This is a genomic window from Paraflavisolibacter caeni (assembly GCF_025628885.1).
Lineage (GTDB): Bacteria > Bacteroidota > Bacteroidia > Chitinophagales > Chitinophagaceae > Flavisolibacter > Flavisolibacter caeni.
Genome location: NZ_JAOTIF010000013.1, coordinates 13,375 through 37,741, shown reverse-complemented (window position 1 = coordinate 37,741; position 24,367 = coordinate 13,375). Strand labels below are relative to the sequence as shown.

21 protein-coding genes are annotated in these 24,367 nt (G+C 40.9%); 14 read left to right on the top strand and 7 right to left on the bottom strand.

From position 1 onward, the window contains the following. Positions 1-39: 39 nt before the first annotated feature. Positions 40-1,299 (bottom strand): aminotransferase class I/II-fold pyridoxal phosphate-dependent enzyme, encoded by a 1,260-nt coding sequence (locus OCK74_RS15570; protein WP_279297980.1) that lies wholly within the window; start codon positions 1,297-1,299, stop codon positions 40-42. A gap of 249 nt (positions 1,300-1,548) precedes the next feature. Here OCK74_RS15570 and OCK74_RS15565 point away from each other — a divergent pair, with 249 nt between their 5' ends. The 3 genes from OCK74_RS15565 to OCK74_RS15555 all read left to right on the top strand — a co-directional run bounded on the left by OCK74_RS15565 (position 1,549) and on the right by OCK74_RS15555 (position 5,914). Continuing rightward, a complete protein-coding gene (locus tag OCK74_RS15565) occupies positions 1,549-2,148 on the top strand; it encodes a hypothetical protein (RefSeq protein ID WP_279297979.1) in 600 nt (199 codons plus the stop codon). A gap of 107 nt (positions 2,149-2,255) precedes the next feature. Next, entirely contained in the window at positions 2,256-5,516 is a 3,261-nt protein-coding gene (locus OCK74_RS15560) for a PAS domain-containing protein (RefSeq protein ID WP_279297978.1), read from the top strand. Continuing rightward, on the top strand, positions 5,513-5,914 hold the full coding sequence (locus OCK74_RS15555) for a response regulator (protein WP_279297977.1): 402 nt from the start codon (positions 5,513-5,515) through the stop codon (positions 5,912-5,914). Before OCK74_RS15560 ends, OCK74_RS15555 begins: the two co-directional genes overlap by 4 nt. Here the strand turns inward: OCK74_RS15555 and OCK74_RS15550 are convergent. Further along, a complete protein-coding gene (locus tag OCK74_RS15550) occupies positions 5,906-6,904 on the bottom strand; it encodes a LuxE/PaaK family acyltransferase (RefSeq protein WP_279297976.1) in 999 nt (332 codons plus the stop codon). The two genes, OCK74_RS15555 and OCK74_RS15550, sit on opposite strands and share 9 nt — an antisense overlap. Before the next feature lie 54 nt (positions 6,905-6,958). On the opposite strand from OCK74_RS15550, the gene OCK74_RS15545 reads away from it, so the two are divergent. The 5 genes from OCK74_RS15545 (at position 6,959) to OCK74_RS15525 (ending at position 11,624) form a co-directional block, all read left to right on the top strand. Beyond that, positions 6,959-7,423 carry a hypothetical protein gene (locus tag OCK74_RS15545; RefSeq protein WP_279297975.1) on the top strand — a complete coding sequence of 155 codons (465 nt, stop codon included), beginning with the start codon at positions 6,959-6,961 and terminating at the stop codon, positions 7,421-7,423. 15 nt (positions 7,424-7,438) lie between these two features. Next, complete coding sequence (locus tag OCK74_RS15540; protein ID WP_279297974.1) at positions 7,439-8,293, top strand: UbiA family prenyltransferase; 855 nt, start codon at positions 7,439-7,441, stop codon at positions 8,291-8,293. Between the two features lie 97 nt (positions 8,294-8,390). Further along, entirely contained in the window at positions 8,391-9,515 is a 1,125-nt protein-coding gene (locus tag OCK74_RS15535) for a M42 family metallopeptidase (protein WP_279297973.1), read from the top strand. A 114-nt stretch (positions 9,516-9,629) separates the two neighbouring features. Then, positions 9,630-10,517 carry an alpha/beta hydrolase gene (locus OCK74_RS15530; RefSeq protein ID WP_279297972.1) on the top strand — a complete coding sequence of 296 codons (888 nt, stop codon included), beginning with the start codon at positions 9,630-9,632 and terminating at the stop codon, positions 10,515-10,517. 180 nt (positions 10,518-10,697) lie between these two features. Next, entirely contained in the window at positions 10,698-11,624 is a 927-nt protein-coding gene (locus OCK74_RS15525) for a c-type cytochrome (protein WP_279297971.1), read from the top strand. A 43-nt stretch (positions 11,625-11,667) separates the two neighbouring features. Here the strand turns inward: OCK74_RS15525 and OCK74_RS15520 are convergent, their stop codons facing one another. Continuing rightward, on the bottom strand, positions 11,668-12,096 hold the full coding sequence (locus tag OCK74_RS15520; protein WP_279297970.1) for a cytochrome d ubiquinol oxidase subunit II: 429 nt from the start codon (positions 12,094-12,096) through the stop codon (positions 11,668-11,670). Positions 12,097-12,195: 99 nt separating this feature from the next. Between OCK74_RS15520 and OCK74_RS15515 the strand changes: the two genes are divergently transcribed. Then, a complete protein-coding gene (locus tag OCK74_RS15515) occupies positions 12,196-12,711 on the top strand; it encodes a DUF2911 domain-containing protein (RefSeq protein ID WP_279297969.1) in 516 nt (171 codons plus the stop codon). A 75-nt stretch (positions 12,712-12,786) separates the two neighbouring features. Further along, positions 12,787-14,160, top strand: coding sequence for an aldehyde dehydrogenase family protein (locus tag OCK74_RS15510; RefSeq protein WP_279297968.1), 1,374 nt, complete (start codon positions 12,787-12,789; stop codon positions 14,158-14,160). An 8-nt stretch (positions 14,161-14,168) separates the two neighbouring features. Here OCK74_RS15510 and OCK74_RS15505 read toward each other — a convergent pair whose 3' ends face one another. Next, entirely contained in the window at positions 14,169-14,765 is a 597-nt protein-coding gene (locus tag OCK74_RS15505) for a GNAT family N-acetyltransferase (RefSeq protein WP_279297967.1), read from the bottom strand. Positions 14,766-15,211: 446 nt separating this feature from the next. On the opposite strand from OCK74_RS15505, the gene OCK74_RS15500 reads away from it, so the two are divergent. Further along, entirely contained in the window at positions 15,212-18,757 is a 3,546-nt protein-coding gene (locus OCK74_RS15500) for a trifunctional glycosyltransferase/class I SAM-dependent methyltransferase/polysaccharide deacetylase (RefSeq protein WP_279297966.1), read from the top strand. Between the two features lie 39 nt (positions 18,758-18,796). On the opposite strand, the gene OCK74_RS15495 is transcribed toward OCK74_RS15500, so the two are convergent. Both OCK74_RS15495 and OCK74_RS15490 read right to left on the bottom strand, forming a co-directional pair. Then, a complete protein-coding gene (locus OCK74_RS15495) occupies positions 18,797-19,312 on the bottom strand; it encodes a GNAT family N-acetyltransferase (RefSeq protein ID WP_279297965.1) in 516 nt (171 codons plus the stop codon). A gap of 153 nt (positions 19,313-19,465) precedes the next feature. Next, positions 19,466-19,675 carry a hypothetical protein gene (locus OCK74_RS15490; RefSeq protein ID WP_279297964.1) on the bottom strand — a complete coding sequence of 70 codons (210 nt, stop codon included), beginning with the start codon at positions 19,673-19,675 and terminating at the stop codon, positions 19,466-19,468. Between the two features lie 100 nt (positions 19,676-19,775). Between OCK74_RS15490 and OCK74_RS15485 the strand changes: the two genes are divergently transcribed. Genes OCK74_RS15485 through OCK74_RS15475 form a run of 3 tightly spaced genes read left to right on the top strand, consistent with a single transcriptional unit; the run spans position 19,776 to position 22,926 of the window. After that, positions 19,776-20,852 carry a YihY/virulence factor BrkB family protein gene (locus OCK74_RS15485; RefSeq protein ID WP_279297963.1) on the top strand — a complete coding sequence of 359 codons (1,077 nt, stop codon included), beginning with the start codon at positions 19,776-19,778 and terminating at the stop codon, positions 20,850-20,852. Positions 20,853-20,891: 39 nt separating this feature from the next. Then, the gene (locus OCK74_RS15480) at positions 20,892-22,331 is read left to right on the top strand and encodes a glycine--tRNA ligase (RefSeq protein ID WP_279297962.1); all 1,440 of its coding nucleotides are present in this window, start codon (positions 20,892-20,894) and stop codon (positions 22,329-22,331) included. A gap of 55 nt (positions 22,332-22,386) precedes the next feature. Next, positions 22,387-22,926 carry a hypothetical protein gene (locus OCK74_RS15475; protein WP_279297961.1) on the top strand — a complete coding sequence of 180 codons (540 nt, stop codon included), beginning with the start codon at positions 22,387-22,389 and terminating at the stop codon, positions 22,924-22,926. A gap of 65 nt (positions 22,927-22,991) precedes the next feature. Here the strand turns inward: OCK74_RS15475 and OCK74_RS15470 are convergent, their stop codons facing one another. Next, the gene (locus OCK74_RS15470; RefSeq protein WP_279297960.1) at positions 22,992-23,732 is read right to left on the bottom strand and encodes a ferredoxin--NADP reductase; all 741 of its coding nucleotides are present in this window, start codon (positions 23,730-23,732) and stop codon (positions 22,992-22,994) included. Between the last annotated feature and the right edge of the window lie 635 nt (positions 23,733-24,367).

Sequence of the window (24,367 nt, the reverse complement as noted above, 5' to 3'; positions counted from 1 at the left end):
TATGGATTACTTTATTTTAGTTTTAGATCATTCACCATTCTATCTCGCCTCCGCCATATCCGGTATGGCTTCCACTTTATACGCACCAGCATCCAGCTTTTGTTTCGTCTCACTGAAAGCTGTTAAAGTTTGTTCAATATCAGCATCAGTATGGGCTGCAGTAGGAATCAAACGGTAGATAATATGTCCTTTTGGAATAACAGGGTATACTACAATCGAGCAGAAAATACCGTAGTTCTCCCTCAGGTCCATAACCATAGCAGTTGCTTCTTCAACACCGCCCTTCATATACACAGGAGTTACCATGGTATCGGTGTTTCCAATATCAAAACCACGCTTTTTCAACCCTGCCTGGAGTTTCAGTGCGTTGTACCAAAGTTTTTCACGCAGCTCTGGCATAGAGCGTAGCATTTCAAGACGTTTGAGGTTCCCAATCACAAAAGCCATTGGTAAACTCTTCGCAAAGATCTGGCTGCGGATGTTGTAACGTATATAATCGATAATGGTTCTGTCACCGGCGATAAATGCGCCTATAGATGCCATTGATTTGGCGAAAGTTGAAAAGTACAGGTCAATGCCATCTTGTACACCTTGCGCTTCACCTGCACCGGCTCCTGTTTTGCCCAGGGTGCCAAAACCATGCGCATCATCCACCAGGAGGCGGAAATCAAATTTATCTTTTAGAGCAACAATTTCTTTGAGCTTGCCTTGGTCGCCGGCCATGCCAAATACGCCTTCTGTAATCACTAGGATACCACCGGCTTTTTGCTTTTCGATCAAAGCAGTTGCACGCTGCATTTGCTTTTCGAAATCTTCAATATCATTGTGCTTGAATACATATCTGTGTCCGGCATGAAGACGCAAACCATCAATGATACAAGCATGGCACTCTGCATCATATACCACTACATCATGACGGCCACACAGTACATCAATGATGCTGACCATACCTTGGTAACCATAGTTGAGCAAAGCCGCATCTTCCTTGCTGACAAATTGGGCTAACTCTTCTTCCAGTTGCTCATGGTAGTTACTGTTACCACTCATCATGCGGGCTCCCATCGGGTAGGCAAGACCATATCCTTCTGCTCCCTCTGCATCAGCTTTCCTGACCTCAGGGTGATTAGCCAATCCTAGATAGTTGTTTAAGCTCCACACCACTACATCTTTACCTCTGAATTTCATTCGGCTGCCAATTTCGCCCTCAAGTTTGGGAAAAGCAAAATAGCCATGGGCACGCTCACGGTGCTGTCCAATCGGACCATAATTTTTAACAAGCCTTTCGAAAATATCTGCCATAAAAGTTTACGATTTACAATTTTTGATTTACGATTTATTAAAAATCCCGGTAATGGGAACCCTTTTAAATTATACTCAGTACCTTTTTTACCGCTGATTTCTGTTTAATTCTGTAAATCGGAGTGATTCTGTAAATATATGGTCGCAAAAATAGGCATTTCAAACCGATGAGAAGTCCTTAGTTTATCCTTAGTTTATCATATATATAATTACGGCACAACATTTTGTGTATAGGTATAAAACAATCGTATGAAAACTAGGGATAATAAAAAACCTGCTTCTTCCAGGATTCCTGAGAACGATCCTTCTAAAGCAATGGACAGTAAAAAGGAAGTGGAGCAGTCAAATGACAACAAGATAGACCAGGATTTCCCTGGATATCCTCATTATCCGGCCCGGGAGGATATTATGGATCAGAGAAATGATTATAAAAGAGAAGATTTGGATGTAGAAAATCTTCCCAATTCTCGAAATCTTACTGGGGTTAGTCAGCGGTTTGCTCCCGGGCGAAACAATGAACAAACCGGGGAACCCTCGGCGCCGGGCGTCTCTGGTGACGACGATTTAGGCATAAAGGAGGGCACAGAGGCAGACGTAGATGACGATGACCTGGCAATCCTGGATGCAATCGACAATGAGGTCAGAACTCCTGGTGAGATTGGAACGCCCCAAAATGTTTCAACAGATGACCTCAATTCAGATCTGGATATTCCTGGTACTGAATTGGACGATGAAAACGAACTCATTGGTGAAGAGGATGAAGAAAATAATTATTGGAGCCTGGGCAGTGATCGTAGGGGCTTTAACGAAGAAGACCCTTATTCAGGGCCCAAAAGGGATCAGGAATAATCTTCTGTAAGCATTGTTCTGTCAGTTTAGGAAACAAGTAATATCCGAACGCCTATTCTCAATTATTTTTAGGATATTTCCGTTTGTAAACTGATCGAAAGGAAACCATGAATTACGCAAGCCCTTCACTTGAACACCTCGTTTACCTGCCTCCTTTTGCACGCTTTATACTGGACAATAAGCTGCAGGAGTATGTAGACCTGCAAGTGAAATTGTGCCAGGAATTGGATATTCCTTTAATGAAACATGTGAGCCATTTGCCACATGAACAATTATTAGAAATTGTAAAAGAATCTTCTGTCGAGTTTCTTGGTTTTCTTGCCGAAGGCAATTCAAACCTACAGATTGGTACAATTGTCAATAGGTGGCTAAACAACCAATGGGTAAATAGTCAATTGCATCAGTTAGATCAAAATGATGTGACTACAGAAGATATTGCCAGGATAACTTATATATGGAAAAAAGGCTTTCTTCAGATAATTCCGGAGTATAGCCTGCATATAGAGCAAATATTGGCCCTTATCGATGAGATCGACTTTTTCTTTGCTCAATCTATAGCTGCATTCACACATACTTATACGGACATTTTCCGTAAAAAGCTTGAAGAGCAAACCAGGCTTTCCGAAAAAGTCAATTCAGAACGTCTCCTGTTATTGCAGCAGTTGCAGCAAACCAATAAGATGTACGAGCAAGCCCAGGCGCTCAATCATATAGGACATTATATATTTAATGTCCAGACGAAAACTTCTGAATTTACAGATGAACTGGCACGCATTTACGGATTGGACCCTTCCAGTTTTAAGATTGACAATGAATATTTCCAGATGCTGAGACACCCTGCTGATAGCTCGCGGGTAGAAGATGCAATTGAAAATTTGCTCAAAAAAGGAGAGCCAATTGATATAAACTATAGGATTATCCTTCCAGGTAAAATAGAAAAGATCCTTCATCTGCGGGGTGAGCCTGTTGTAAACAATCAGGGTGAAATTGAAAAGGTAATAGGAACAGTGCAGGATGTAACTTCTTTTCAATTACTCCTTCAAAAGTTGCAACATAATGAAGCGATCTATAAGCAAGCTGAAATGCTGACTAACTTCGGAAATTGGAGTTGGAATATAGAAACCGGTAAAGTGGAATGGACAGACCAACTCTATGAAATTTATGGACTGGAACCGCAAAGCGAGGAAGTTAATTTAAATCAATTTATTAAATTGGTACATCCTGATGATAGGGAAATGGTTAAAAAATCCATTGAAAAGCAATATGATGAGAAAAGCAGGAATTATAAGTTTAGAATTATCACCGATAACGGAGAAACTAAAATTATTCACTCTGTATCTCAATTGTTTACTGATGAGGCCGGACGACCAGCCTATATGATAGGAACCGATCAGGATGTTACCGAACAAGAAAGACTAATGGAGCAATTACGCATCAGTAACAAATTGCACGAACTGGCACAGGCACTAAGTCATGTTGGTCATTTCGTATATGATTATAATAAGAGAACTGTTGAGTTAACCCCGGAAATAGGACGTATCTACGAACTGGAGCCCGGAAGAAATACTATCAGTTTTGAAGAGATCAGGAGCTTCAGGCATCCTGACGATATCAAAGCTGTCGACGAATTATTGAAGGCTGCATCAGTTAATAATGGAACCGTTGATTACCAATACCGCATCATAGTTCATGATAAGTTAAAAACAGTTCATCTCCGGGGTGAAATGATTACGGATGGCGCAGGTTCTCCTTTGAGAATGATCGGAACCATTCAGGATATCACCCGGCAGAAGAAAGTTGAACAACAATTGGTGGAACAGCAAAACTTTATCCAGAAGATCGCAGATGCCGCTCCATCAGTGATCGTTGTTTTTAGTATAACAACAAAAGAGATATTGTTCGTAAATCAGGGCTTTAAAAGTATCTTGGGCTATGATCCGGAGACATTGAAAAGCGAAGGCGCTTCCATGTTGTGGAGGATCATTCATCCGGACGATCTGCAGGATATGACGGAAAAGAGTTATCAGGCCCTACACGATGCCAACATGCATGGAAAAGAAGGTGAAAATAAAACGGTAGAATTCACTTTCCGTGTACGGCATTGCTCGGGCAACCTACTATGGATGCACTCTTATGGTACAGTTTTTAGCCGGAACAATGACGACAAGGTAGATAGCCTGATTTATGTCTCCTATGATATAACAGATAGTGTACAAGCTGGTCACAAATTGGCAGAACAGGAACATTTCATCCAGCAGCTTGCAGATGCGTCGCCAACAGTTTTGTACCTGTACGATGTCGAAGAGGATTGCTTTGTTTATGTGAATAAGGAAATCTATTTCATCTTGGAGTATACCGTGGAAGAAGCCCTTGAAATGAAAGGTGATCTCATTTCCAAACTTTATCATCCTGCCGATATAATGCTGTTGCCGGAGAGAAAAGGCAGTTCCACGGTATTCCAGCACAATAGCTCTATGATTCAGTTTGAATGCAGAATGAAAAAAAGATCTGGCAACTGGTGTTGGATGTTGGTACGTGAGGTGGTATTTAAAACAGGGCAGGATGGAAGACCCGTACAAATATTAGGAGCTGCCCTGGATATTAACCGTCGCAAAGAGGTGGAAAGAGACCTCGTACAAAAATCTATGCAGTTGGAGCAATCCAATTCCAGCTTGGAAGAGTTTGCCTATGTCGCTTCCCATGATTTAAAAGAACCACTGAGAAAGATTTCAACTTTTGGTGACCGCCTGATCGCACTACAACGGCAAGACGCCAATCCTGATGAAAAATTGTTCCTGAATAAAATTGTAGATGCTTCTCAAAGAATGCAAACCATGATTAATGATATTCTTTCAATATCGATGATCTCAGGCAACAAAGCATTTCAGAATTATAGCCTGAAGTCGATATTGGACGAAACATTGCAAACCCTGGAATACAAGATTGAACAGAAAAATGCGATCATTACTTCCGACCACCTGCCCGAAGCAAGCATCATACCGGCACAGTTCAGGCAATTGTTCCAGAACCTTTTAAGCAATTCCTTAAAGTTCATGAGAGAGGGGGTCCAACCTCGCATCAACATTACACACAAGTTTTTGAAACCCGACGAATTAGGAGATTATAGCCTGCAACCGTCAACCCAATACCTGAAAATTGAATTCGAAGACAATGGAATTGGTTTTGAAAATGAATATTCAGGAAAGATCTTCCAGATATTTCACCGGCTACATGGACGTGCGGAATATGAAGGCTCTGGAATAGGACTGGCGATTTGTAAAAAAATTGTCGAACACCACGGAGGTGTAATATTCGCTGCAGGTCGTCCTGAAGAAGGTGCAGTTTTTACTATAATTTTGCCTGCATGAGCACCGTTTATTCCGTCCTGATTGTTGATGATGATGCAGATGATCGTGAAATAATTCGCGACGCTTTCCAGGCTAACTATAACAGTACCGATTTTATATTTATTGAGAATGGCGAAAAGTTGATGGAATATCTGGAAAATTGTGAAACCCTTCCTGCTCTGATTATGTTAGATCTGAACATGCCTGGCAAAGATGGAAGAGAAGCGCTGAAAGAGCTAAAGATGCATTCAGACTTCCGGCAAATTCCAACCATCGTTTTTACCACATCATCCTCTAATAAAGACAGGCAGATGTCTTACGACTTGGGTGCAAATTGCTTTATTACCAAGCCCGATACATTTAATAAATTGGTTGAAATTACTCGGTCAATCGGCAAGTTATGGTTATCCTCAAATTGAATTTGATATTGCCAAAAGACTGCACCCCCTGATATCACTATTGTCCATTCTGCCCAAAACCTCAAAAGTACCACCAGGATGAAGCCGGCCAACATCGTCTGTGGCAATAAAACAGCATGAGTAAATATTGGCGAGGTCAATGATATTGATGGCTCCTGATACCTGTTTTTGAGTATCTGTAATGATCGTCAACGGGTCATCTTCTTCCCGGACTATGACTTTCATCCAGGACGGTGTATGAAAAAGTCCATCGCTGAATGAGTAGGCTTGGGACAATAGTTCGGTCATGCCATATTCTGAATGGATCTGGTCTACGCCGAAGGCTTGCTTCAACAGGTCATGTACTTCCGGTCGTAGCAATTCTTTTTTCCTGCCTTTCATGCCTCCTGTTTCCATAATGATGGTGTTACTCAACTTCAGGGGAAAAGCTGCAGCAAAATCAAGTAGGGCATAAGTCACTCCGATTAGCAGTGTCTTCTGGCCAGAAGCCTGCAGTTGCTGCAATGTTTGAAAAAGTTCTTCGAAATTGTATAAATAAAACCCACTTAGGGAATGCTTACTGGTTGCAATCATGTGCTGCACCATATATACAAGAGATGAAGAACTGCGCTCGAGGTAAGATGGCAATAAGCCTAAAATACAATAATCTTTCACCGGCCCATAGAACTGTTCAAATGCAGTCATAAAACTTTCTTCGTAGAGTTTTTCGTCTTTTACCAGGTGCCGGCTGGTTGCCATACCTGTAGTGCCACTGCTCTCAAATATTGCCTGGGGCTCGAAAGTAGTGGTTATAACTGGAAACTGCTTGAAAAAAGAAATGGGCAGAAAGGGTATTTGATCAATAGCGTTTACCTTAGCGGCATCACAATTTAATGCATCAGCATAACGTTTATAGACCGCATTATGTGCATATTGAAATCGAAAAAGCTCCAAAGCTTTTTGTGAAAAGTTGAGGTTCGGTTTGAAAATGCCACTGTTAGGTAAATACATAAAGTTGGAAATGAACGCAATGTATTAAATTTGTTTACTCCATAAATGTTGAGAATGAAGATTACTTATAGCGCCTTAGCATTACTTTTAGTTCTATTGGCTTGTTCAAAAAACGAATTTGAAACCAAACCTAAAATTTCGATCAAATCTGTTAGCTCAGAATTTATTCCCTTGGGAGGTAGTCTGGGTGTTCGTCTTGAATTTAAGGACAAAGAAGGTGATGTTGATGATTCGCTGATCGTGATCAGAGAAAGATTGAATATGAACTCATTCGCCCCTCCTTATCAGTTGAAATATGATATTCCGGAATTTCCGGATAAATCAAAAGGCGAATTCGAAGTCCTTTTACCCTATGCTACCGGGCTGGTACTGGGGTTGAACCCAATCGATATACCTGGCAGTGATAAAAATGAAAATGATACTTTGCGCTTAAAGTTTGTTGTAAAAGATAGAGCGAAAAATGTCAGCGATACTGCGATCATTGATAGGATAATTGTGAGCAGGAACATTACTCCTTAATAAAAGTCTTTTCTTTTGGTTCGGGTTCTAAAAGCATCATTCGATTTTTTTGTTTTCAGCAGCTTATACATTGCGTTCTGCGCAGTGATCATGGTTTGGCAGTCGTTCTACATTTTTCATCTGCCTGTACACTACGACTTCATATTTTTTGTGTTTGCAGGTTCACTCTGCAGCTACAGTTTCCATTGGTATTTGACCCCGGCTGCTTTTGGAGGGTCTTACAGAACCAATTGGTCAGTGCGCAACAAATGGCTCCATCTCTCTTTGTTCCTCGTTAGCCTGGTAGCATCAGTTTATTACGTTTGGCAATTAAGAGAACACTGGCAATGGCTATTGGCAACAGCCTTTATTACTTTCCTATACTCTGCACCTAAGATGCCTTTCCAGCCTTCACTGTTTTTAAGAAGGATTGCCATTGCAAAAACAATATTTCTTGCCTATGCATGGACACACATAACAGCCTTCCTGCCCCTGGAATTATATGATCATAGCTGGTCGAACAGCCAGCTTACATTTGTCGTCAACCGCTTCTACCTGATTTATCCGATCTGTATCTTGTTTGACTACCGGGACAGGGAAGAAGACCGCAAAGCCGGCATCAGGAGCATGATCACCCAATTCGACGAAAGGGGGGTAGATATTGTCTTCTGGGGATCCATGATCGCCTTTTTTATGACAGGAATACTAATGTACTTTCAGGGAATTTCTCTTCCTTATGCTACTGCCTTGATCATTCCGGGCATTCTTGTCGCCATTCTTTATCAGCCCTCAAAACGCAACATCTCCGACTATTTCTACTACTTTATATTAGATGGCTTAATGATGCTCTCCGCCCTATTACTCCCATTGGCGAAGTATTTCTCCTCATAACATTTTTCCCTAAATTCGTCATTCGCAACTTGTCCGCCTCTGGCGGATTCGAAACATTCGTCATTCCTAAATTACATTTGAAGAATAAATTGGAACTATGGCAAAAGCAGTGAAAAAAACAAAGGAAGCAAAAGCGAAATCTATTTTATCCAATGAAGCCCTGCAGTTCTTAAAAAACTATATCAATAACCCATCTCCGGTAGGCTTCGAATCCTCAGGGCAGCAAATGTGGCTCGATTACATCAGGCCCTTTATTGATGAAGAAATGACCGACCCTTATGGTACAGCTGTAGGCATTATCAATCCTGGTCAGCCATTCAGGGTAGTAATTGAAGCCCATGCCGATGAGATCAGCTGGTTTGTGAATTATATCAACAATGATGGTTTGATCTATCTGAAGCGAAATGGAGGCGTGGACCACCAGATAGCACCAGGCCAGAGAGTGATCATCCACGGAAAAAAAGGCCCTGTAAAAGCCGTATTCGGATGGCCTGCTATTCATACCCGTATCAATAATCCTGAAAAAGAGCAGGCCCCTAAAGTGGAAAACTTGTTTTTGGATTGTGGTGCAAGATCTAAGAAAGAAATAGAAGACCTGGGAATTTTTGTAGGCAATGTGGTTACTTACCAGGAAGGCTTTGATGAACTGGCTAATAATTATTTTATTGGCCGTGCATTCGATAACCGCATTGGTGGCTTTATGATCGCAGAAGTGGCCCGCCAGCTGAAAGCCAACAAAAAGAAACTTCCCTACAGTTTATATATAGTTAATGCTGTTCAGGAAGAAATAGGCCTTCGTGGCGCCGAAATGATTGCCCGCCGCATCAAACCCAATGTGGCCATCATTACCGACGTAACACACGATACCTCCACACCAATGATCAATAAAAACATTGAAGGGGAAACTTCCTGCGGAAAAGGACCTTCTTTATCCTTAGGTCCTGCAGTTCATAATAAACTACTCCAGCTGGTGCAGGATGTGGCCGAACATAAGTCTATTCCTGTGCAGCTAAGAGCTGTATCCCGTAGTACCGGCACAGATACCGACTCATTTGCTTATGCCAACGACGGTTGTCCCTCTGTGTTAATTTCCATTCCACTCCGTTATATGCACACAACAGTAGAGATGTTGCACCGGAATGACATTGAACAAACCATTCAGCTCATGTACGAAACACTGCTGACAATTACTCCTAAAACAAATCTTAGCTACTTTAGCTAAGATTTGGTTGAAATATATACGCTCTCAAAAGGCAAAGCTTCGTACCGGGATAAACATCGGCCTGAGCTTTGCCTTTGCTACAATAATATTTCATTCACCCACAAGCCCATTACGATGATTCAGGACTCTATTCAACTGCCCGACGGGAGAGCACTTGATTACAACATTTTCGGCCCATCGGATGGGCGGCCGGTTTTGTATTTTCATGGCACGCCCAGTTCTCGGCTCGAGCCTTTACTGCCATCTGTTTATGGGATAGATATGATTGCCCTTTTGCAAAAGCATCACTTACAATTATTATCTATTGACCGCCCGGGCATGGGTTTTTCAACTTTGCACCCCGAAGGCACATTTCTATCTTTTGCTGATGATGCTGCCGAATTACTCAGGCATAAAAATATCAGGCAATGCCCTGTCTTATGCTGGTCGGGTGGCGGTCCTTATGCACTGGCAATAGCGCACAAATACCCTGAGCTGATACCGGCTGTCTTTATGATAGCAGGCTTTACCATCCCTTTAAGCACACCTGGTCTTTTCGAAGAAATGAAAAGGAATAAATATTATTTCGCAAGCGCCTCTAATACACCCCTTATTTTAGAAGGCATATTAAATTATCTGGCAAAAAAAGAAATTACCCGGTCTTTTCCTCAATGGATAGCAGGTACGCCTGAAGTAGATTATGAATACCTGAAAGATCCAAAACATTTAATGCAGGTGGCATCTATAACACTACAGGAAGCTTGCCGTTATGGGAGTACTGGTGCTGTAAAAGAAGCTGCCGGTTATTTCAACGACTACGGCTTTTCTTTGACCGGTATCACGCAACCTGTCTTCTATTGGTGGGGATCTGAAGATGTCGAAATCATCAATCAACACCCCCATGCCATAGAACAACAAATACCTCACCATGCAATTTATTATAAAGAAGGTGAAGGACATGTCTCAATCTATATCCGTTACATTGAGGACGTGTTGGAAAAAATTGCAGACAGTCTAAGTTAACTGCCGAACCTTTAAACTCGTTAATATCAGCCGTAAGTCATTTTACAGAGTCTTCAGTATTTTATGGCATAATTGTGGTGCTTGTTCCACTGGTACACATCACGCTACTGATGCATAACTACTGGACCATTTCAGATCCAATCGCACTATAATCCATCCACGAGTCATAATGTTATCGCTATGGCTTTATTTAGAAAACCACAGAAGAAATTAATAGTTGCAGGCTTTTTGACTTTGTTGATTTGCGGTTGCAATATGTATTTCAAAACTACCACTGATCAATTTACAGTGACTCAAAAAACTGACTCGTTTGAAAGAGGGAAAAATCTGGTATTCAATATTTGCGGTGGTTGCCACTATGATCGTACTATAAACAAATTTGTCGGCAAACATTTGAATGACCTGCCCAAAATTGCCGGCACGCTTTATTCCGCCAACCTTACCCATTCCACAACCCATGGGATTCCGCCGCAATACACCGATGCCGAATTATTTTATCTTCTTAAAACCGGTATCAGCAAGACTGGAAAATTCATGCCCTACATGATGCGGCCTATGATGGCGGATGAAGACGTTAATGATATAATTCTTTACCTGCGATCAAACGATTCGAGCCTGGAGGCAGCAGATACCACGGTGGGTAAAACCCATATCAATTTAATCGGTAAGATCGGTCTGCGGCATCTGGCCAGCCCTCAGCCTTATAACAAAGGAGTTCCCAGACCTGACGAAAACAGTCCGGTGGCTTATGGCCGTTACCTGGTAGCGGTTATTGGCTGTTATCATTGTCACTCCCAAAAAGCAAGAACGCTGAATTATTTGGATGCGGAAAAGACAAAAGGATTTTTAGTAGGAGGCATGAAATTAAAAGGCCCGTCTGGAAAAAAACTGTATGGACCTAATCTAACGCCCGATAAGCAAACGGGAATCGGAAATTTTAGTGAAGAAGATTTTCGAAAGGCTGTCACTGAAGGAATAAGACCTACGGGGAAAAAACTCAGCCCTCCCATGCCTAAGTTTACTCATTTAACCGAAAACCAGGTTCATGCACTCTATTCTTATTTACAAAGTTTGCCGCCTGTGCATCATGAAGTCAAAAGGCAATAAGTAATGAGTATGTAAGAGGTCTCATGGCAAATACTCCTCCGTTTTAAATAGCAGCTATCCTCTTCACCGCCTTCTTCTGTGCCATGTAAAATAAACTCACCATCATCCATCCTACCCAAAATAAATAGGCCCCAAGATGAAACCGTTCACCCAGCAACCTGTGGGAAAGGTCATGCCTGAAATCATTATATGTGAAATAAAGCCCAGTCAGGGCTAATAATATGCATATAATATGGATCAAGTTGGCCCTTCCTCTTGCTGCTTTCCTTTGAACAGTTCCTTGTATCAAAAACAATAAAAATAAAACACCAAATACAGCCAGGGCACCTTGCCACCATACTTTCAGGAACTGGTACTCCCTGTAAAACATGGAAATGCCAGCCTTGCCAACCCATGATGCTTTGGATAAAAGATAACCTGATATCAATGACAATATAGCTATTAAAAAAAGTAGGAAGGGGGCGCGTTTCATATAAGTACTTTTTACGACAAGATAAGAAGATTATGGATCGGTATATCTCTCAATGGAAATTCGTAACATTGATGTATAAATATTTCAAATTTCATCAAAATGAAAAACGTATTTTCAACCCTTTTCCTTTTTTCCTTAGGAATTCTCTTTTCTCTTTCTGCATGTGCACAGGATCAGCAAAACCGCCCTAGTCCTGCAGCCAAATCAACAGGCAAGGCAGGCGGTGCCAACATTACGATTGCTTACAGCAGTCCAGCTGTTAAAGGCCGCACTATATGGGGTGAATTAGTGCCTTATGGCAAAGTGTGGCGCGCTGGTGCTAATGAAGCCACCACTTTCGAAACCGATAAGGATGTTAAAGTGGAAGGGAAAACTCTGCCTGCAGGCAAGTATGCATTCTTTGTAATTCCCAATGAAAAAGAATGGACCGTTATCTTCAACAAAACCGCAAGCCAGTGGGGTGCTTTTAAATATGACGAAAAACAGGACGCCCTGCGGGTTGCAGTGAAACCTGAAAAGTCAAAAGAATTCAACGAGCGTTTGAAATACGTAGTTGAAAAAGATGGTATTGAGTTAATGTGGGAAAACCTGGAAGTGCCCGTACATGTTAAATAGTCTCAGAAAGTTTATAGTTTGGGGTTTGGAGGAACCTAAACCAAACTCCAAACTATAAACTCCAAACTTGTCTCCATGTCCTACCTTCCTCAACTTCAAAAGATCCAGCAGTTTTTTGATAGTGGAGCAACGCGCAGCTATGAATTCAGAATGCAACAGCTGCAACGCTTTAAAGACGCTCTGTATAAATATGAGCAGGATATTTATAATGCCCTCTATGTCGACCTTAAAAAGAACAAAGAAGAATGCTGGGTTACAGAGATCGGCTTTATAGTTTCTGAAATCAATTATGCCCTGGGAAATCTGAAAAGGTGGATGAAACCACAAAAAACAGGAACAAATCTTTTGAACTTTCCCAGCAAAAGCTTTGTAATAAATGAACCCCTGGGTGTAGTGCTCGTCATCGGTCCTTGGAATTATCCTTTACAGTTAGTACTCACTCCATTGATTGGTGTGATAGCTGCCGGTAATTGTGCAGTAGTAAAACCTAGTGAATTTGCTCCTGCTGCCGCTGCTATTATAAAAAAGATACTTCAAGATGCTTTCCCCTCAGATTTTGTTTCAGTGATAGAAGGAGAGGGGCACCTTGTCGTACCTGGATTAATGAACAACTTCCGTTTCGGCCATGTATTTTATACTGGCAATACAAAGGTGGGCAAGATGATTTATCAAATGGCGGCACAGCAGTTGGTTCCTGTAACTCTGGAACTGGGAGGCAAAAGCCCGTGCATAATCGAGCCAGATGCAAACATTGATATGGCAGCACGTCGTATAGCAGTGCCTAAATTTTCCAATGCAGGTCAAATGTGTGTGGCGCCGGATTACGTGCTGGTGCACGAAAGCATAAAAGAGGAGTTTATTGTGAAATTGAAAAATGCTATTGATGCATTTTACAATGCCGATAATGTCCGTGAATATAACTATGGAAAAATCATCAACAAAAAACAGTTCAACCGTTTATTGACCTATCTCGTTGAAGGAACGGTTATATATGGTGGTTCCTATAATGAAGCCAGTCTGTATTTACAACCTACATTACTCACGAATGTTTCTGTAGAATCTAAGGTGATGCAGGAAGAGATCTTTGGACCTGTGTTGCCAATACTGACATGGAGCAATGATGAAGATGTGTACAGGATCATTGAACGCAATAATGATCCGCTGGCTCTTTACATTTTTACCTCAAGTGATGCGAAAGCTGACAAGTGGATGAAAACAATTTCTTTTGGCGGAGGATGCATCAACAATGCGAGCTGGCAATTAACCAATTATCACCTTCCTTTTGGCGGCCGTGGCAATAGCGGCATAGGAGCTTATCATGGCAAGTATTCCTTCGAAACCTTTAGTCATAAAAAGGCCATCATGAAAACTCCGACTTGGTTCGACCCTGCTTTGAAATACCCTCCCTTCAAAGGAAAGTTGAATTGGTTCAAAAAGATCATTAGGTAAGCGATGGTTTAGTCGCTAACCCTCTTTCCTACAATTTTTAAACTTCTTTCAATTCCATCCAGGTTAGCTATGTTGGGAAGCATAGCCCAGTCTTCAAAACCCAGTTGGTAAAATAATTGAAGGCTAGGCTCATTGTGCGCGAAAATGAAACCGAGAAGTGTTTTGATCTGGAGACCTGCACATTGATCCATCGCATATTGTAACGCTTGCTTGCCAATGCCTTTACGCTGGTGTGCAGCATCAATATAAATGCTGATTTCAGCAGTAGCAATGTACGCTATACGGCCATAAAAGTCTTGGAAGCTGACCCATCCCAACATTTCCGATTGATCATCTTCAATTACCCATAACGGGCGTCTTTCAGGCGTATGTTCATAAAACCAGTCCATCCTGCTTTTGACAGAAACTGGCTCCAGGTCAGCCGTAACCATCCGGCCAGGTATTGTTGCATTGTATATAGAAACAATTCCGGGTAAGTCATTTAAGTGAGCATCACGAAAATTCAGTTTCATGCTGCAAAATAAACGCCTTACCCGGAAAGAATTCAATTTAAGCTCAAACACCACCTCGCCGCCATCAATAACGATATTATTCGATCTAAACATTACCTAAGTTCTATTCTTAAATCGTGGTTATCATCTACATGTCTTTACCACTTCTGCATCATTCATGTTTATGAAATTTTTTATTACTATAAGTAAAAGGGCTGGATAGAAATCCTGCCCAGTTCAATCTAATATTCTATAAAAACCACACCTATATACGCAAATGCTGTTCCAAAGTGTTTTAATAAGTTGTAAACCATAATATTGTAAAAACTTCAATCTCAAAATCCGAAAATTGAGATGGCTTACTATAGAGCTTGTGGATTAATATACACATAAAAAAAATATTGACTTTGGACCAGGCATGGTCACAAATTTTATAAATATTCACAAGAATAGGCCTTCTTTTTGCTTGTTGCAAACAATGATCAATTAATTTAATCTGTTTCCATCTGGATGCATTATTAGCTTTTCATTTTAAATTTTTTATAAAACCATTCGAACCTATGATAAGTGAGCAAGGAAATGTGCAAGATGTAATTGAAAAAAGGCCAATCAAAGTATCTATAATCATTCCTTCTTATAATTCTGCATCAACAATAGCCGAAACAATACATTCTGTACAGAACCAAACTTTTAACGGATGGGAAGTCATTGTTGTAGATGATGGTTCAACAGATGAAACACGATCAATTATAAACAATTTGGTAGGAAAAGATAGCAGAATAAGCATTATAACACAATCTAATCAAGGGGTTTGTTCTGCACGTAACACAGGCATAACAAGAGCTCAATTTGATTGGCTGCTTTTTCTCGATTCAGATGATTGGATTGCTGACAATTACCTGGAGCGAATGACGAATGTTTTAAATGCTCATTCAGAGATAGATGGTGTACATTGTGGATGGACACGCGTTACCCCAGCAGGAGAGCTGGTAAGAGAAATGTATGGATCTGCATTGCATGATCTTTTCCCAGTTTTGGCCATGCATTGTCCTTTTGCTATCCATGCTTGTATCATTCGTAAATCACTGGTAGAAACCGCTGGCGGATTCGATACTTCTTTAAAGACATGTGAGGATTGGGATTTATGGTTGAAAATTGCACGTATAGGGGCAAGATTTGAACTGGTGAAGGAAGTAATGGCTTTCTATAGAATGCGCAGGCATTCTTTATCGAGTAATGCTACGCGATTTTTTAGGGATGCTATGCGTGTATTAACCCAGGCGCATTTTCCTGATGATCGCTTAAAAGGTGTGAACTTGCTTTATCCGAATGGTGAATCTCCAGAACTTCTACCCGTCAGTAAATTTTACATTACAATCTGGATCGCAGGTTATTTGATGGGTGAAGGACAAGATGCCAAACATTTACTATCGGCTTTGACATCAGAAAAAGCCCCTTCATTAGAACCCTATTGGGTAGCCGATAGTATTTTTGATGCTGCGATCGTTCCTAACTGTCAGACTCTTTCCCAATGGAACTTACTTTATCCTCAATTTGAACCGGCTATAGACGAGTTTCTTTCAGCTTTGGAAATTCAAAGTGAATGTCTGGGATTGGCTAAGAGAAGCAAGCTGAACCTGGTAAAAATGATTTTACAAGGAACGCAAATTAGCGGAGCTTTTTCTATTGGCCCATATTATACAACATTTATAGAAATAACAGAACCTATTGAAGATATATATGTTGAAAATAAAGGACTTGAACGGCTATACTGTGTGTTGAGAATGGAAGGGCAGCTACTGGGTACAATTGAATTACCTATTTGTGATGGAGTTGTTTCGGCTTATGTTTTAAAAGATGCAACTGCTAACCAATATCATTGGCCCATTCTGGGTCGATTCTTTGAAAATACTGTCTATTGTAAATCTTATCCTCAAAATACAAATGAAAGCAAATCATTTGAGGAGATACATAATACCATTGGTTGGACAACTTTCATGCAACAATTATGGAATCGGCCAGACTGGGATATAAACAAGTTTTATGATTCAGGCGTAAAAGAAACGTCTATAAAGCAAGTAAACGAAGCTGATGTAGAAGTTGTTGAAATCAGTCAGGAATTACCTGATATATTAACTACAACAGAAAATCATCATTTAATATTTTCAGTTGGAGGTGTGAATGCTGGCATCATCAGCATTCCAGTAAAAGACAACCTCATAAGAGCATCAGAGATCAGGGTAGCTATAAATGTTAATTCAGGCCTGGAATTATGTCGCGTTTGCGTACGAGAAGCATTGATTGGCAAGACACTTAAAGATCCTACACCTTTAGTTCAACGTCTGAGGCATGCATTTAATGCAAATAAAAGTCAAACTGTTTCCACTCAAAACAACATTTTTTCTATTACAGACAACAAGTTGATTACTGCTAACTCAATGCTATTAGGTCGAAGAGCAGGTCAAATGAATTTGAGTATTTCACGCCGGGCAGCTTTACCCTCCGCTACAGCAGCTCCCATAAGTGAAATGGCAAAGGCGTTCAATGAACCAGTCATTCAACTGCCTGCTAACCTGAATCAAGCAGATTATGTAATGTATGCACCAGAGTTCGTTGCACAATTGCAAGATGCACAGTGGAGTAATGCATTGGAAAACGAAGTAAAAGAAGTGAATGTTTATGGCCGGCAACATTTTGAAACGCTCTTTTCAAAACAAAAAGACCCTTGGAAGTATACTCATCCTTACGAGCAAACAAAATATGAATTTACTTTGTCACTATTGCCCAGGCAAAAAATTGATAAAGCATTGGAAATAGCTTGTGCAGAAGGGCACTTTACCGAACAATTGGCCCCACTTGTAAATAATTTAACTGCTGCCGATATTTCGAAAGTGGCATTGGAAAGGACCGCACATCGTTGTGAGCGCTTTGAACATATTAGCTACCAAAATCTTGATTTAGTAAAAGATAATTTACCGGGTCAATTTGAGCTGATTGTTTGCAGTGAAGTTCTGTATTATGTTGGAGATTTGAACAAGCTGAGAAGCGTCGCTAAAAAAATTGCTAATGCACTATTGCCCAAGGGGTATTTAGTCATGGCACATGCGCATCAGGTCATTGACGAACCCAAGAAACCTGGTTTTGATTGGGGCCTTTCGTTTGGTGCCAAGGTAATTGGTGAAACTTTTGCAAAAATCCATTCATTACGATTAGTAAAGGAAATACGCACTCCGCTTTACCGGGTTCAATTGTTTCAAAAAACAAAGCCCAATATATTTTCCTTGCTGCCAATAAATAAACCTTCTATTCAATTTCTCGATCAGCCAACACCAATTCCTGAAGATGTAATGGATTCTGTGAGGTGGAATGGGGGAATTCCATCTGGTACTACAGTCATCTCAAAGCTGTCAACAGAGAAACTGCCTATTTTGATGTATCATCGTGTGGCACCACACGGTTCCCAGGAAATGAGCAGGTACCGGGTTTCTCCTGGAGACTTTGAAGAACATTTAAAATTTTTAAAAGAAAGTGGCTACTATAGTGTCACTTTAGAAGATTGGACAACTGCAGTTACAATGAAACGTCCTTTACCAGGCTTGGCTGTCATATTTACTTTTGATGATGGTTACAAAGACTTCTATGAATATGCTTGGCCATTATTAAAAAAATACGGCTTCACTGCAACAGTGTTTTTGGTTTCAGGGCAGGTTGGTCAGCAAAATGCTTGGGATGAAGTATATGGTGAGAAATTGCCACTTATGGGCTGGGAGGAAATCATTGAACTACAGCAGCAAGGAGTGGAGTTTGGTTCACATGCAGCTACACATCAACCCCTTACTTCTTTAACACCTACCCAGATTGTGGAGGAAGGCATAAGATCCCGAACTAGCTTGCAAAATGAATTACAAAGACCGGTTCAACTAATTGCGTATCCATATGGTGATACAGACACTGTTGTGGCCCATCTTTTGGGAGCCTGTGGTTACACAATAGGAGTTACCACGGAAAATAGATTAAGCAGTTTTAATGATGATCCGATGCGTCTTCCAAGAATTGAAGTGGAAGGTCATTTTAAATTGGAAGAATTTATAGCAAAGTTAAGTTGAGTACATTCCAATTCTTAGCAACAGCTAAATAAACAAAAGCTATACCTTCTTGCTCATAAGCCAGTCATGTTGAACATCATCTCCCAAAACAAATAGCGTCTCATCAAACTTCTCAAAGCCCCAATAGTTGTAAAAGTCTAGAGCGCGCTGATTTTTTTCCCATACAGATAGCCATACAGCAGGTATATTCTTTTGTCTTGCAATATCGAAGATAGTTGACATCAGCAACTTGCCAACACCTTTACCAATCATATGATGTACAACATAAAGCCTTGCAATTTCAAGTGCTGGTATAATGCCTAAAGATCTTGGTTCTGTGTTTTCTCTAAGCTTGGCATAACCGACTACTTCATGGTCATTTTGAGCAAGTAAGAAAGTGTTGCCAGGTGCGCCAACCTCTAGCATCAATTTGCCTTTTGTAAATTGCTGGTTCAGGAACTTATCCATGTTCTCTTTGGTGTTCTGAGCAGCAAAAGCTTCATAAAAGGTCTGATGACTGAGGTCCGCTATAAGTTTTGAATCCTCTGTAGTTGCATATCGAATGTGAAAACTCATGAGATGCAATTTATTAAACTAAGCGAAGAAATCTTCGATAAAACTAAAAGCACCGCATAGTTCATGCGGTGCTTTTGCAATTGATGTTGGCTTACCAACTTGTCTGGTGTGTCGTCATAGGTTAAAACAACGACCGTGTCTATGCTTCTGTTTTTAGTCTTTACTGGAAGTGTCTGCTGTGTCAGATCCATAATCTGTTGTCGGTTCAGCTCCTGTATTGATTGTATCTGGTATATTGCCATTCACATTCTCAACACCCCTGTACTCGGTTGTTGTAGTGTCGGTGCCAGAAGTTTCACTGCCCTTCCCATTGTTGTTACAGCTTGCTCCTAAAAGTAGGATTGCAAGCAACAGACGATTCATAAAGCATGTTTGATTCCTTAAACCTCCAATAATTCTGCCAAACCCAGATCTCCACACCTTTTCTGGCTGCTTTTTTGTTGAAGCAGACAAAAAAGCATTTATGGCAAGAATTTCAATAAAAGGGATCTGGAGTGTTTTGAAACAGTCTTTCAAAGGCTTTGGGGATGATAAGGTAACCAAGTTAAGTGCCTCGCTTGCTTATTATACAGTCTTTTCTTTGGGCCCGCTGATGATCGTGATCATTTTCCTGGCCAGTATCTTCTTTGGACGAGAAGCTATAGAAGGCTCTATTTATGCACAAATGCAGAGCTTTGTGGGTAAAGAAGCCGCCCTTGAATTACAGCAAATTATTAAAAACGCATCCATTAGCAGTAAAGGTACCATTGCTGCGATCATAGGGTTTGCAACCCTGCTAATTGGTGCTACTTCTGTATTTGCTGAGATTCAGGACTCCATAAATAGTATTTGGGGCTTGAAGCCAAAGCCAAATAAAGCAGGTTGGCTGTTATTGATCAAAAACAGGTTACTTTCATTTTCAGTGATTGCCAGTCTGGGCTTTATATTGCTCGTTTCCCTGGCTGTTACTGCAGTAATTGAAGCGTTGATGAAACGCCTTCAGATGATGTTCCCGGATGTTACAGTAATAATTGTTTATGTTGTGAACCTGGTAGTCTCCTTTACTGTCATTACACTACTTTTTCTGGTTATTTTCAAAGTGCTGCCAGATGCGAAGATGAAGTGGAAAGACATGCTCGCAGGGGCTATTACAACTGCAATACTTTTCATGCTTGGTAAATTCGCTATCTCCTTTTACATAGGACAGAGCGATGTAGGTAGTACCTATGGAGCCGCCGGTTCACTGGTCATTTTATTGTTGTGGGTATATTATTCTTCTTTCATCCTTTATTTCGGTGCCGAGTTTACACTGGCTTATTCAAAACAGTTTGGAGGAGCTATAAAACCAAACGAATACGCGGTCTGGGAAAAAGAGCCTGCTGTACCGGGTGCTAAAGCTGAATTTGAGCCAGGGGAAATTGAGCAAATTGAACGGAACAATTCCCCATATTATGAAAGTTATGAACCTGTCCGGCCTAAGAAAAAAAGTAGCAAACCGGGCCTGTTTACAATATTCTCAGGTCTCTTGTTATATTTTGTTAGTTCATCTGGGAAGAAGTAAGGAGCCTCAAACTCCTAAATCCTTACTTTTGCGCCCAATATGGCAACGGATACAAATAAATTTCAGGCGCTTATTTCACACGCCAAAGAATACGGCTTCATCTTCCCATCTAGTGAAATCTATGATGGATTAGGTGCCGTTTACGATTACGGCCAATGGGGCAGCGAGTTGAAAAAAAATATTAAAGACTACTGGTGGAAAAGTATGACCCAGATGTATGAAAATATTGTGGGTATCGACGCCGCCATTTTTATGCATCCTACCACCTGGAAAGCCAGTGGACACGTAGACAACTTCAGCGACCCTATGATCGACAACAAGGATAGCAATAAACGCTACCGCGTTGACCACCTCATTGAGGCTAAAGCCGATGACCTGGAAAAAGGTGGCCATGCTGATCAGGCCGAAGTATTGCTGAAAGAGATGGATACCTTGCTGGCAGCATCAGACTTTGATGGCCTGAAACGGTTGATCGAAACTTATAAGATCTCCTGCTCTGTGAGTGGCACTAGCAACTGGACCGATGTGCGTCAGTTCAACCTGATGTTCTCTACCCAGATGGGCAGCGTGAGCGATGAAGCAAATGAAATTTACCTGAGACCAGAAACCGCACAGGGCATTTTTGTCAACTTCCTGAATGTTCAGAAAACAGGTAGGATGAAGATTCCTTTTGGTATTGCACAAATAGGGAAGGCTTTCCGTAATGAAATTGTAGCTCGCCAGTTCATTTTCCGTATGCGCGAGTTTGAGCAAATGGAAATGCAGTTCTTTATCCGCCCTGGCACTCAGAAAGAATGGTATGAGTACTGGAAGGAGGAGCGCATGAAATGGCACCTGAGCCTGGGCATTCCAGCCGAACGCTACCGTTTCCATGACCACGTGAAACTGGCGCACTATGCAGACGCCGCCTGCGATATTGAATACAACTTCCCGATTGGCTTTAAAGAAGTGGAAGGTATTCACTCCCGTACAGACTTCGACTTGCGCAACCACCAGGAATACAGCAAAAAGAAAATGCAGTATTTCGATAGCGAGATTAATCAGAATTACATTCCATATGTAATTGAAACCTCTATTGGTGTGGACAGAACTGTGATGATGGTAATGAGCGAGGCTTATGAAGAACAGGATTTGAGTACGGCGGAAAAGAAGGATAGCCGCGTTTTACTGAAACTCCCGGCTAAACTGGCTCCTGTAAAGCTGGCCATCCTGCCGCTGGTGAAAAAAGACGGATTACCTGACATCGCTCGCGCCATCATGGATGAATGCAAACCGCATTTCCGTTGTTTTTACGAAGAGAAAGATACCATTGGTAAACGCTACCGCCGTATGGACGCGATTGGAACGCCTTTCTGCGTAACTGTGGATCACCAAACTAAAGAAGACAACACAGTGACCATTCGTTACCGCGATACCATGCAGCAGGAACGCGTAAACATTTCCGAATTAAAGAATATTGTAATGCAGCAGCTTTCTTAACATTTAATTTGAAGCATGGTTGCGGCAGAGCATGTCCTACCCTAAAAAAACTATTATGAAGAAAACTCTTCTCTTAGCTCTATTATTTGTTGCGATTTCGGCTAGTGCCCAAAATGAAACAGGTTCATCTTCCGTTATCCCGGGACGTACTTCCTTTTTTGCTGAAGTAGGTGGACCGGGTATCTTATTTTCGGCTAACATTGATACCCGCTTTAAGCCTGGTCATCTGGGCTGGGGCGGCAGGATAGGTCTGGGCTTTGTAACCGCAGATGAAAATAAAGATGACGGAAGCGGTTATCCATACTATGAGCCAGCTTCTGTAGTAACTGTACCAGTGCAGGTGAACTACATATTCGGTAAAAGTTCTTCGCCACATACATTTGAAGCCGGTGCTGGTTTTACTTATATGGGCAGGAAATTAGAGATCCTGAATTTTTATGACGATAGGACATCTAATTTTTTCGGAACAGCCTCCTTCATGTACCGTCGTCAGCCTGTTAATGGTGGATTCACTTGGAGAATAGGTTTCACACCATTGATTGCAAAAGGTTATATCCAGCCTTTGGGCGCCGCAAGCGTAGGTTATAATTTTTAAAAGAAGTGTTTTTGACTTCAATAATTAAAATCCCCAACCTTTTGGTTGGGGATTTTAATTAGTTACTATCCATACAACTCCTGGTGTATGGCCTTTCTATCATATCCAATTTTAAGCAACCGTTCCTTAGCTTCATCGATCATTTCTTTCCATCCACAGAGGTAAAAAAGGGCAGGAGGGAGATCAGGGGAGCCGTTCTTTTTTTCCTCAACCAGGTTTTCATAAATGGCATGAACATATCCGCAGCTGCCTTCCCATTTTTCCCTTGAAAGGGTAGGGATGTAGTTGAAATGCGCTACTTCCTGTTCCATCCTCCTCATTTCCTCCAGGTATAAAAGATCTTGTTGTGTGCGGGTACCAAAAACAAGGTAAATGTCCCGGTGGGGGGTATTGTGGTTTTTAAGGTCATGGATCATACTTCGGAAGGGCGCAATGCCAGTACCGGTACAAATCATGTAAATGTCCTGTTCAATAACTTCCGGCAGTACAAAGATACCTTGCGGTCCTCGCAACGTTAATTCCGACCCTTCATGCACCTCATGAAATAGATAATGGGTGCCCGCACCACCTTCCAGTAAAACGATCAGCAACTCAAATACATTCGTACCATCCGGCCAGGAGGCAATAGAATAACTGCGCCATCGCTTATTAGGCTTCTCATGAATGGGGAGGTCTAGGGTAACAAATTGCCCAGGTTGAAAATCGAATGTGGAAAGTTCAGGTACTTGGATCCAGAATCTCTTGGTATTGATGGTTTCGTTTTCAATTCTGGTCACGATACCCTTGCGCCAGGGTTGTAGTGCCATAGTTCGGTTTTGTACAAATTACGATTTAAAAAGGACATTCCGGTAGTAATATAAGAACCGCAGTACATCTGTTTTCCAGCTATTTTATGGCCGTTTCTCAACCAATTTTCTGGTCATCTTGCCATTTCAAGGAAGTAAAAAAATTACAGTCGGTTCTTTTAAGTCAGGAGGTTTTTATCCTTTCCGCTAAACATATAATAAATTCTAAAAATTACATGATGAAATTTAATGATTGGCATAGATGTTGTCCCAAATACTGAAACTTTTAAAAAACTTATCTAAATATTTTTTTGTCGGACGGTTTAGGCTAAGGGACCAGCATTCTTGCTGGTCCTTCTCTTTATATTGGTATATTATATAATTCTTCGTTTGTTTCAATACCAAAATCTTATTCCCATAAATTTTGAATGGGATAGTGAAACTTCTGTTTACTGTATGTAAAATCGATTTACTGAATTTTCCTGTTATTTACGGTCAATGATAGTGAATCAGAGCAAAATTTCGTTTATGCATCCAAGTAATTTAATATCAAATAATTATCCTGAAATATTATATTGAGATGTTGATGTATAATATAAAGAATTTTAATTGAAAAAAAATAAATATTTAAAATAGAATTGTATATATATTTAAAC

Excerpts from the sequence above, each read along its gene's own strand:
- OCK74_RS15570 (WP_279297980.1), bottom strand. The coding sequence starts at position 1,299 with ATGGCAGATATTTTCGAAAGGCTTGTTAAAAATTATGGTCCGATTGGA.
- OCK74_RS15565 (WP_279297979.1), top strand. The coding sequence starts at position 1,549 with ATGAAAACTAGGGATAATAAAAAACCTGCTTCTTCCAGGATTCCTGAG.
- OCK74_RS15560 (WP_279297978.1), top strand. The coding sequence starts at position 2,256 with ATGAATTACGCAAGCCCTTCACTTGAACACCTCGTTTACCTGCCTCCT.
- OCK74_RS15555 (WP_279297977.1), top strand. The coding sequence starts at position 5,513 with ATGAGCACCGTTTATTCCGTCCTGATTGTTGATGATGATGCAGATGAT.
- OCK74_RS15550 (WP_279297976.1), bottom strand. The coding sequence starts at position 6,904 with ATGTATTTACCTAACAGTGGCATTTTCAAACCGAACCTCAACTTTTCA.
- OCK74_RS15545 (WP_279297975.1), top strand. The coding sequence starts at position 6,959 with ATGAAGATTACTTATAGCGCCTTAGCATTACTTTTAGTTCTATTGGCT.
- OCK74_RS15535 (WP_279297973.1), top strand. The coding sequence starts at position 8,391 with ATGGCAAAAGCAGTGAAAAAAACAAAGGAAGCAAAAGCGAAATCTATT.
- OCK74_RS15530 (WP_279297972.1), top strand. The coding sequence starts at position 9,630 with ATGATTCAGGACTCTATTCAACTGCCCGACGGGAGAGCACTTGATTAC.
- OCK74_RS15525 (WP_279297971.1), top strand. The coding sequence starts at position 10,698 with ATGGCTTTATTTAGAAAACCACAGAAGAAATTAATAGTTGCAGGCTTT.
- OCK74_RS15520 (WP_279297970.1), bottom strand. The coding sequence starts at position 12,096 with ATGAAACGCGCCCCCTTCCTACTTTTTTTAATAGCTATATTGTCATTG.
- OCK74_RS15515 (WP_279297969.1), top strand. The coding sequence starts at position 12,196 with ATGAAAAACGTATTTTCAACCCTTTTCCTTTTTTCCTTAGGAATTCTC.
- OCK74_RS15510 (WP_279297968.1), top strand. The coding sequence starts at position 12,787 with ATGTCCTACCTTCCTCAACTTCAAAAGATCCAGCAGTTTTTTGATAGT.
- OCK74_RS15505 (WP_279297967.1), bottom strand. The coding sequence starts at position 14,765 with ATGTTTAGATCGAATAATATCGTTATTGATGGCGGCGAGGTGGTGTTT.
- OCK74_RS15500 (WP_279297966.1), top strand. The coding sequence starts at position 15,212 with ATGATAAGTGAGCAAGGAAATGTGCAAGATGTAATTGAAAAAAGGCCA.
- OCK74_RS15495 (WP_279297965.1), bottom strand. The coding sequence starts at position 19,312 with ATGAGTTTTCACATTCGATATGCAACTACAGAGGATTCAAAACTTATA.
- OCK74_RS15490 (WP_279297964.1), bottom strand. The coding sequence starts at position 19,675 with ATGAATCGTCTGTTGCTTGCAATCCTACTTTTAGGAGCAAGCTGTAAC.
- OCK74_RS15485 (WP_279297963.1), top strand. The coding sequence starts at position 19,776 with ATGGCAAGAATTTCAATAAAAGGGATCTGGAGTGTTTTGAAACAGTCT.
- OCK74_RS15480 (WP_279297962.1), top strand. The coding sequence starts at position 20,892 with ATGGCAACGGATACAAATAAATTTCAGGCGCTTATTTCACACGCCAAA.
- OCK74_RS15475 (WP_279297961.1), top strand. The coding sequence starts at position 22,387 with ATGAAGAAAACTCTTCTCTTAGCTCTATTATTTGTTGCGATTTCGGCT.
- OCK74_RS15470 (WP_279297960.1), bottom strand. The coding sequence starts at position 23,732 with ATGGCACTACAACCCTGGCGCAAGGGTATCGTGACCAGAATTGAAAAC.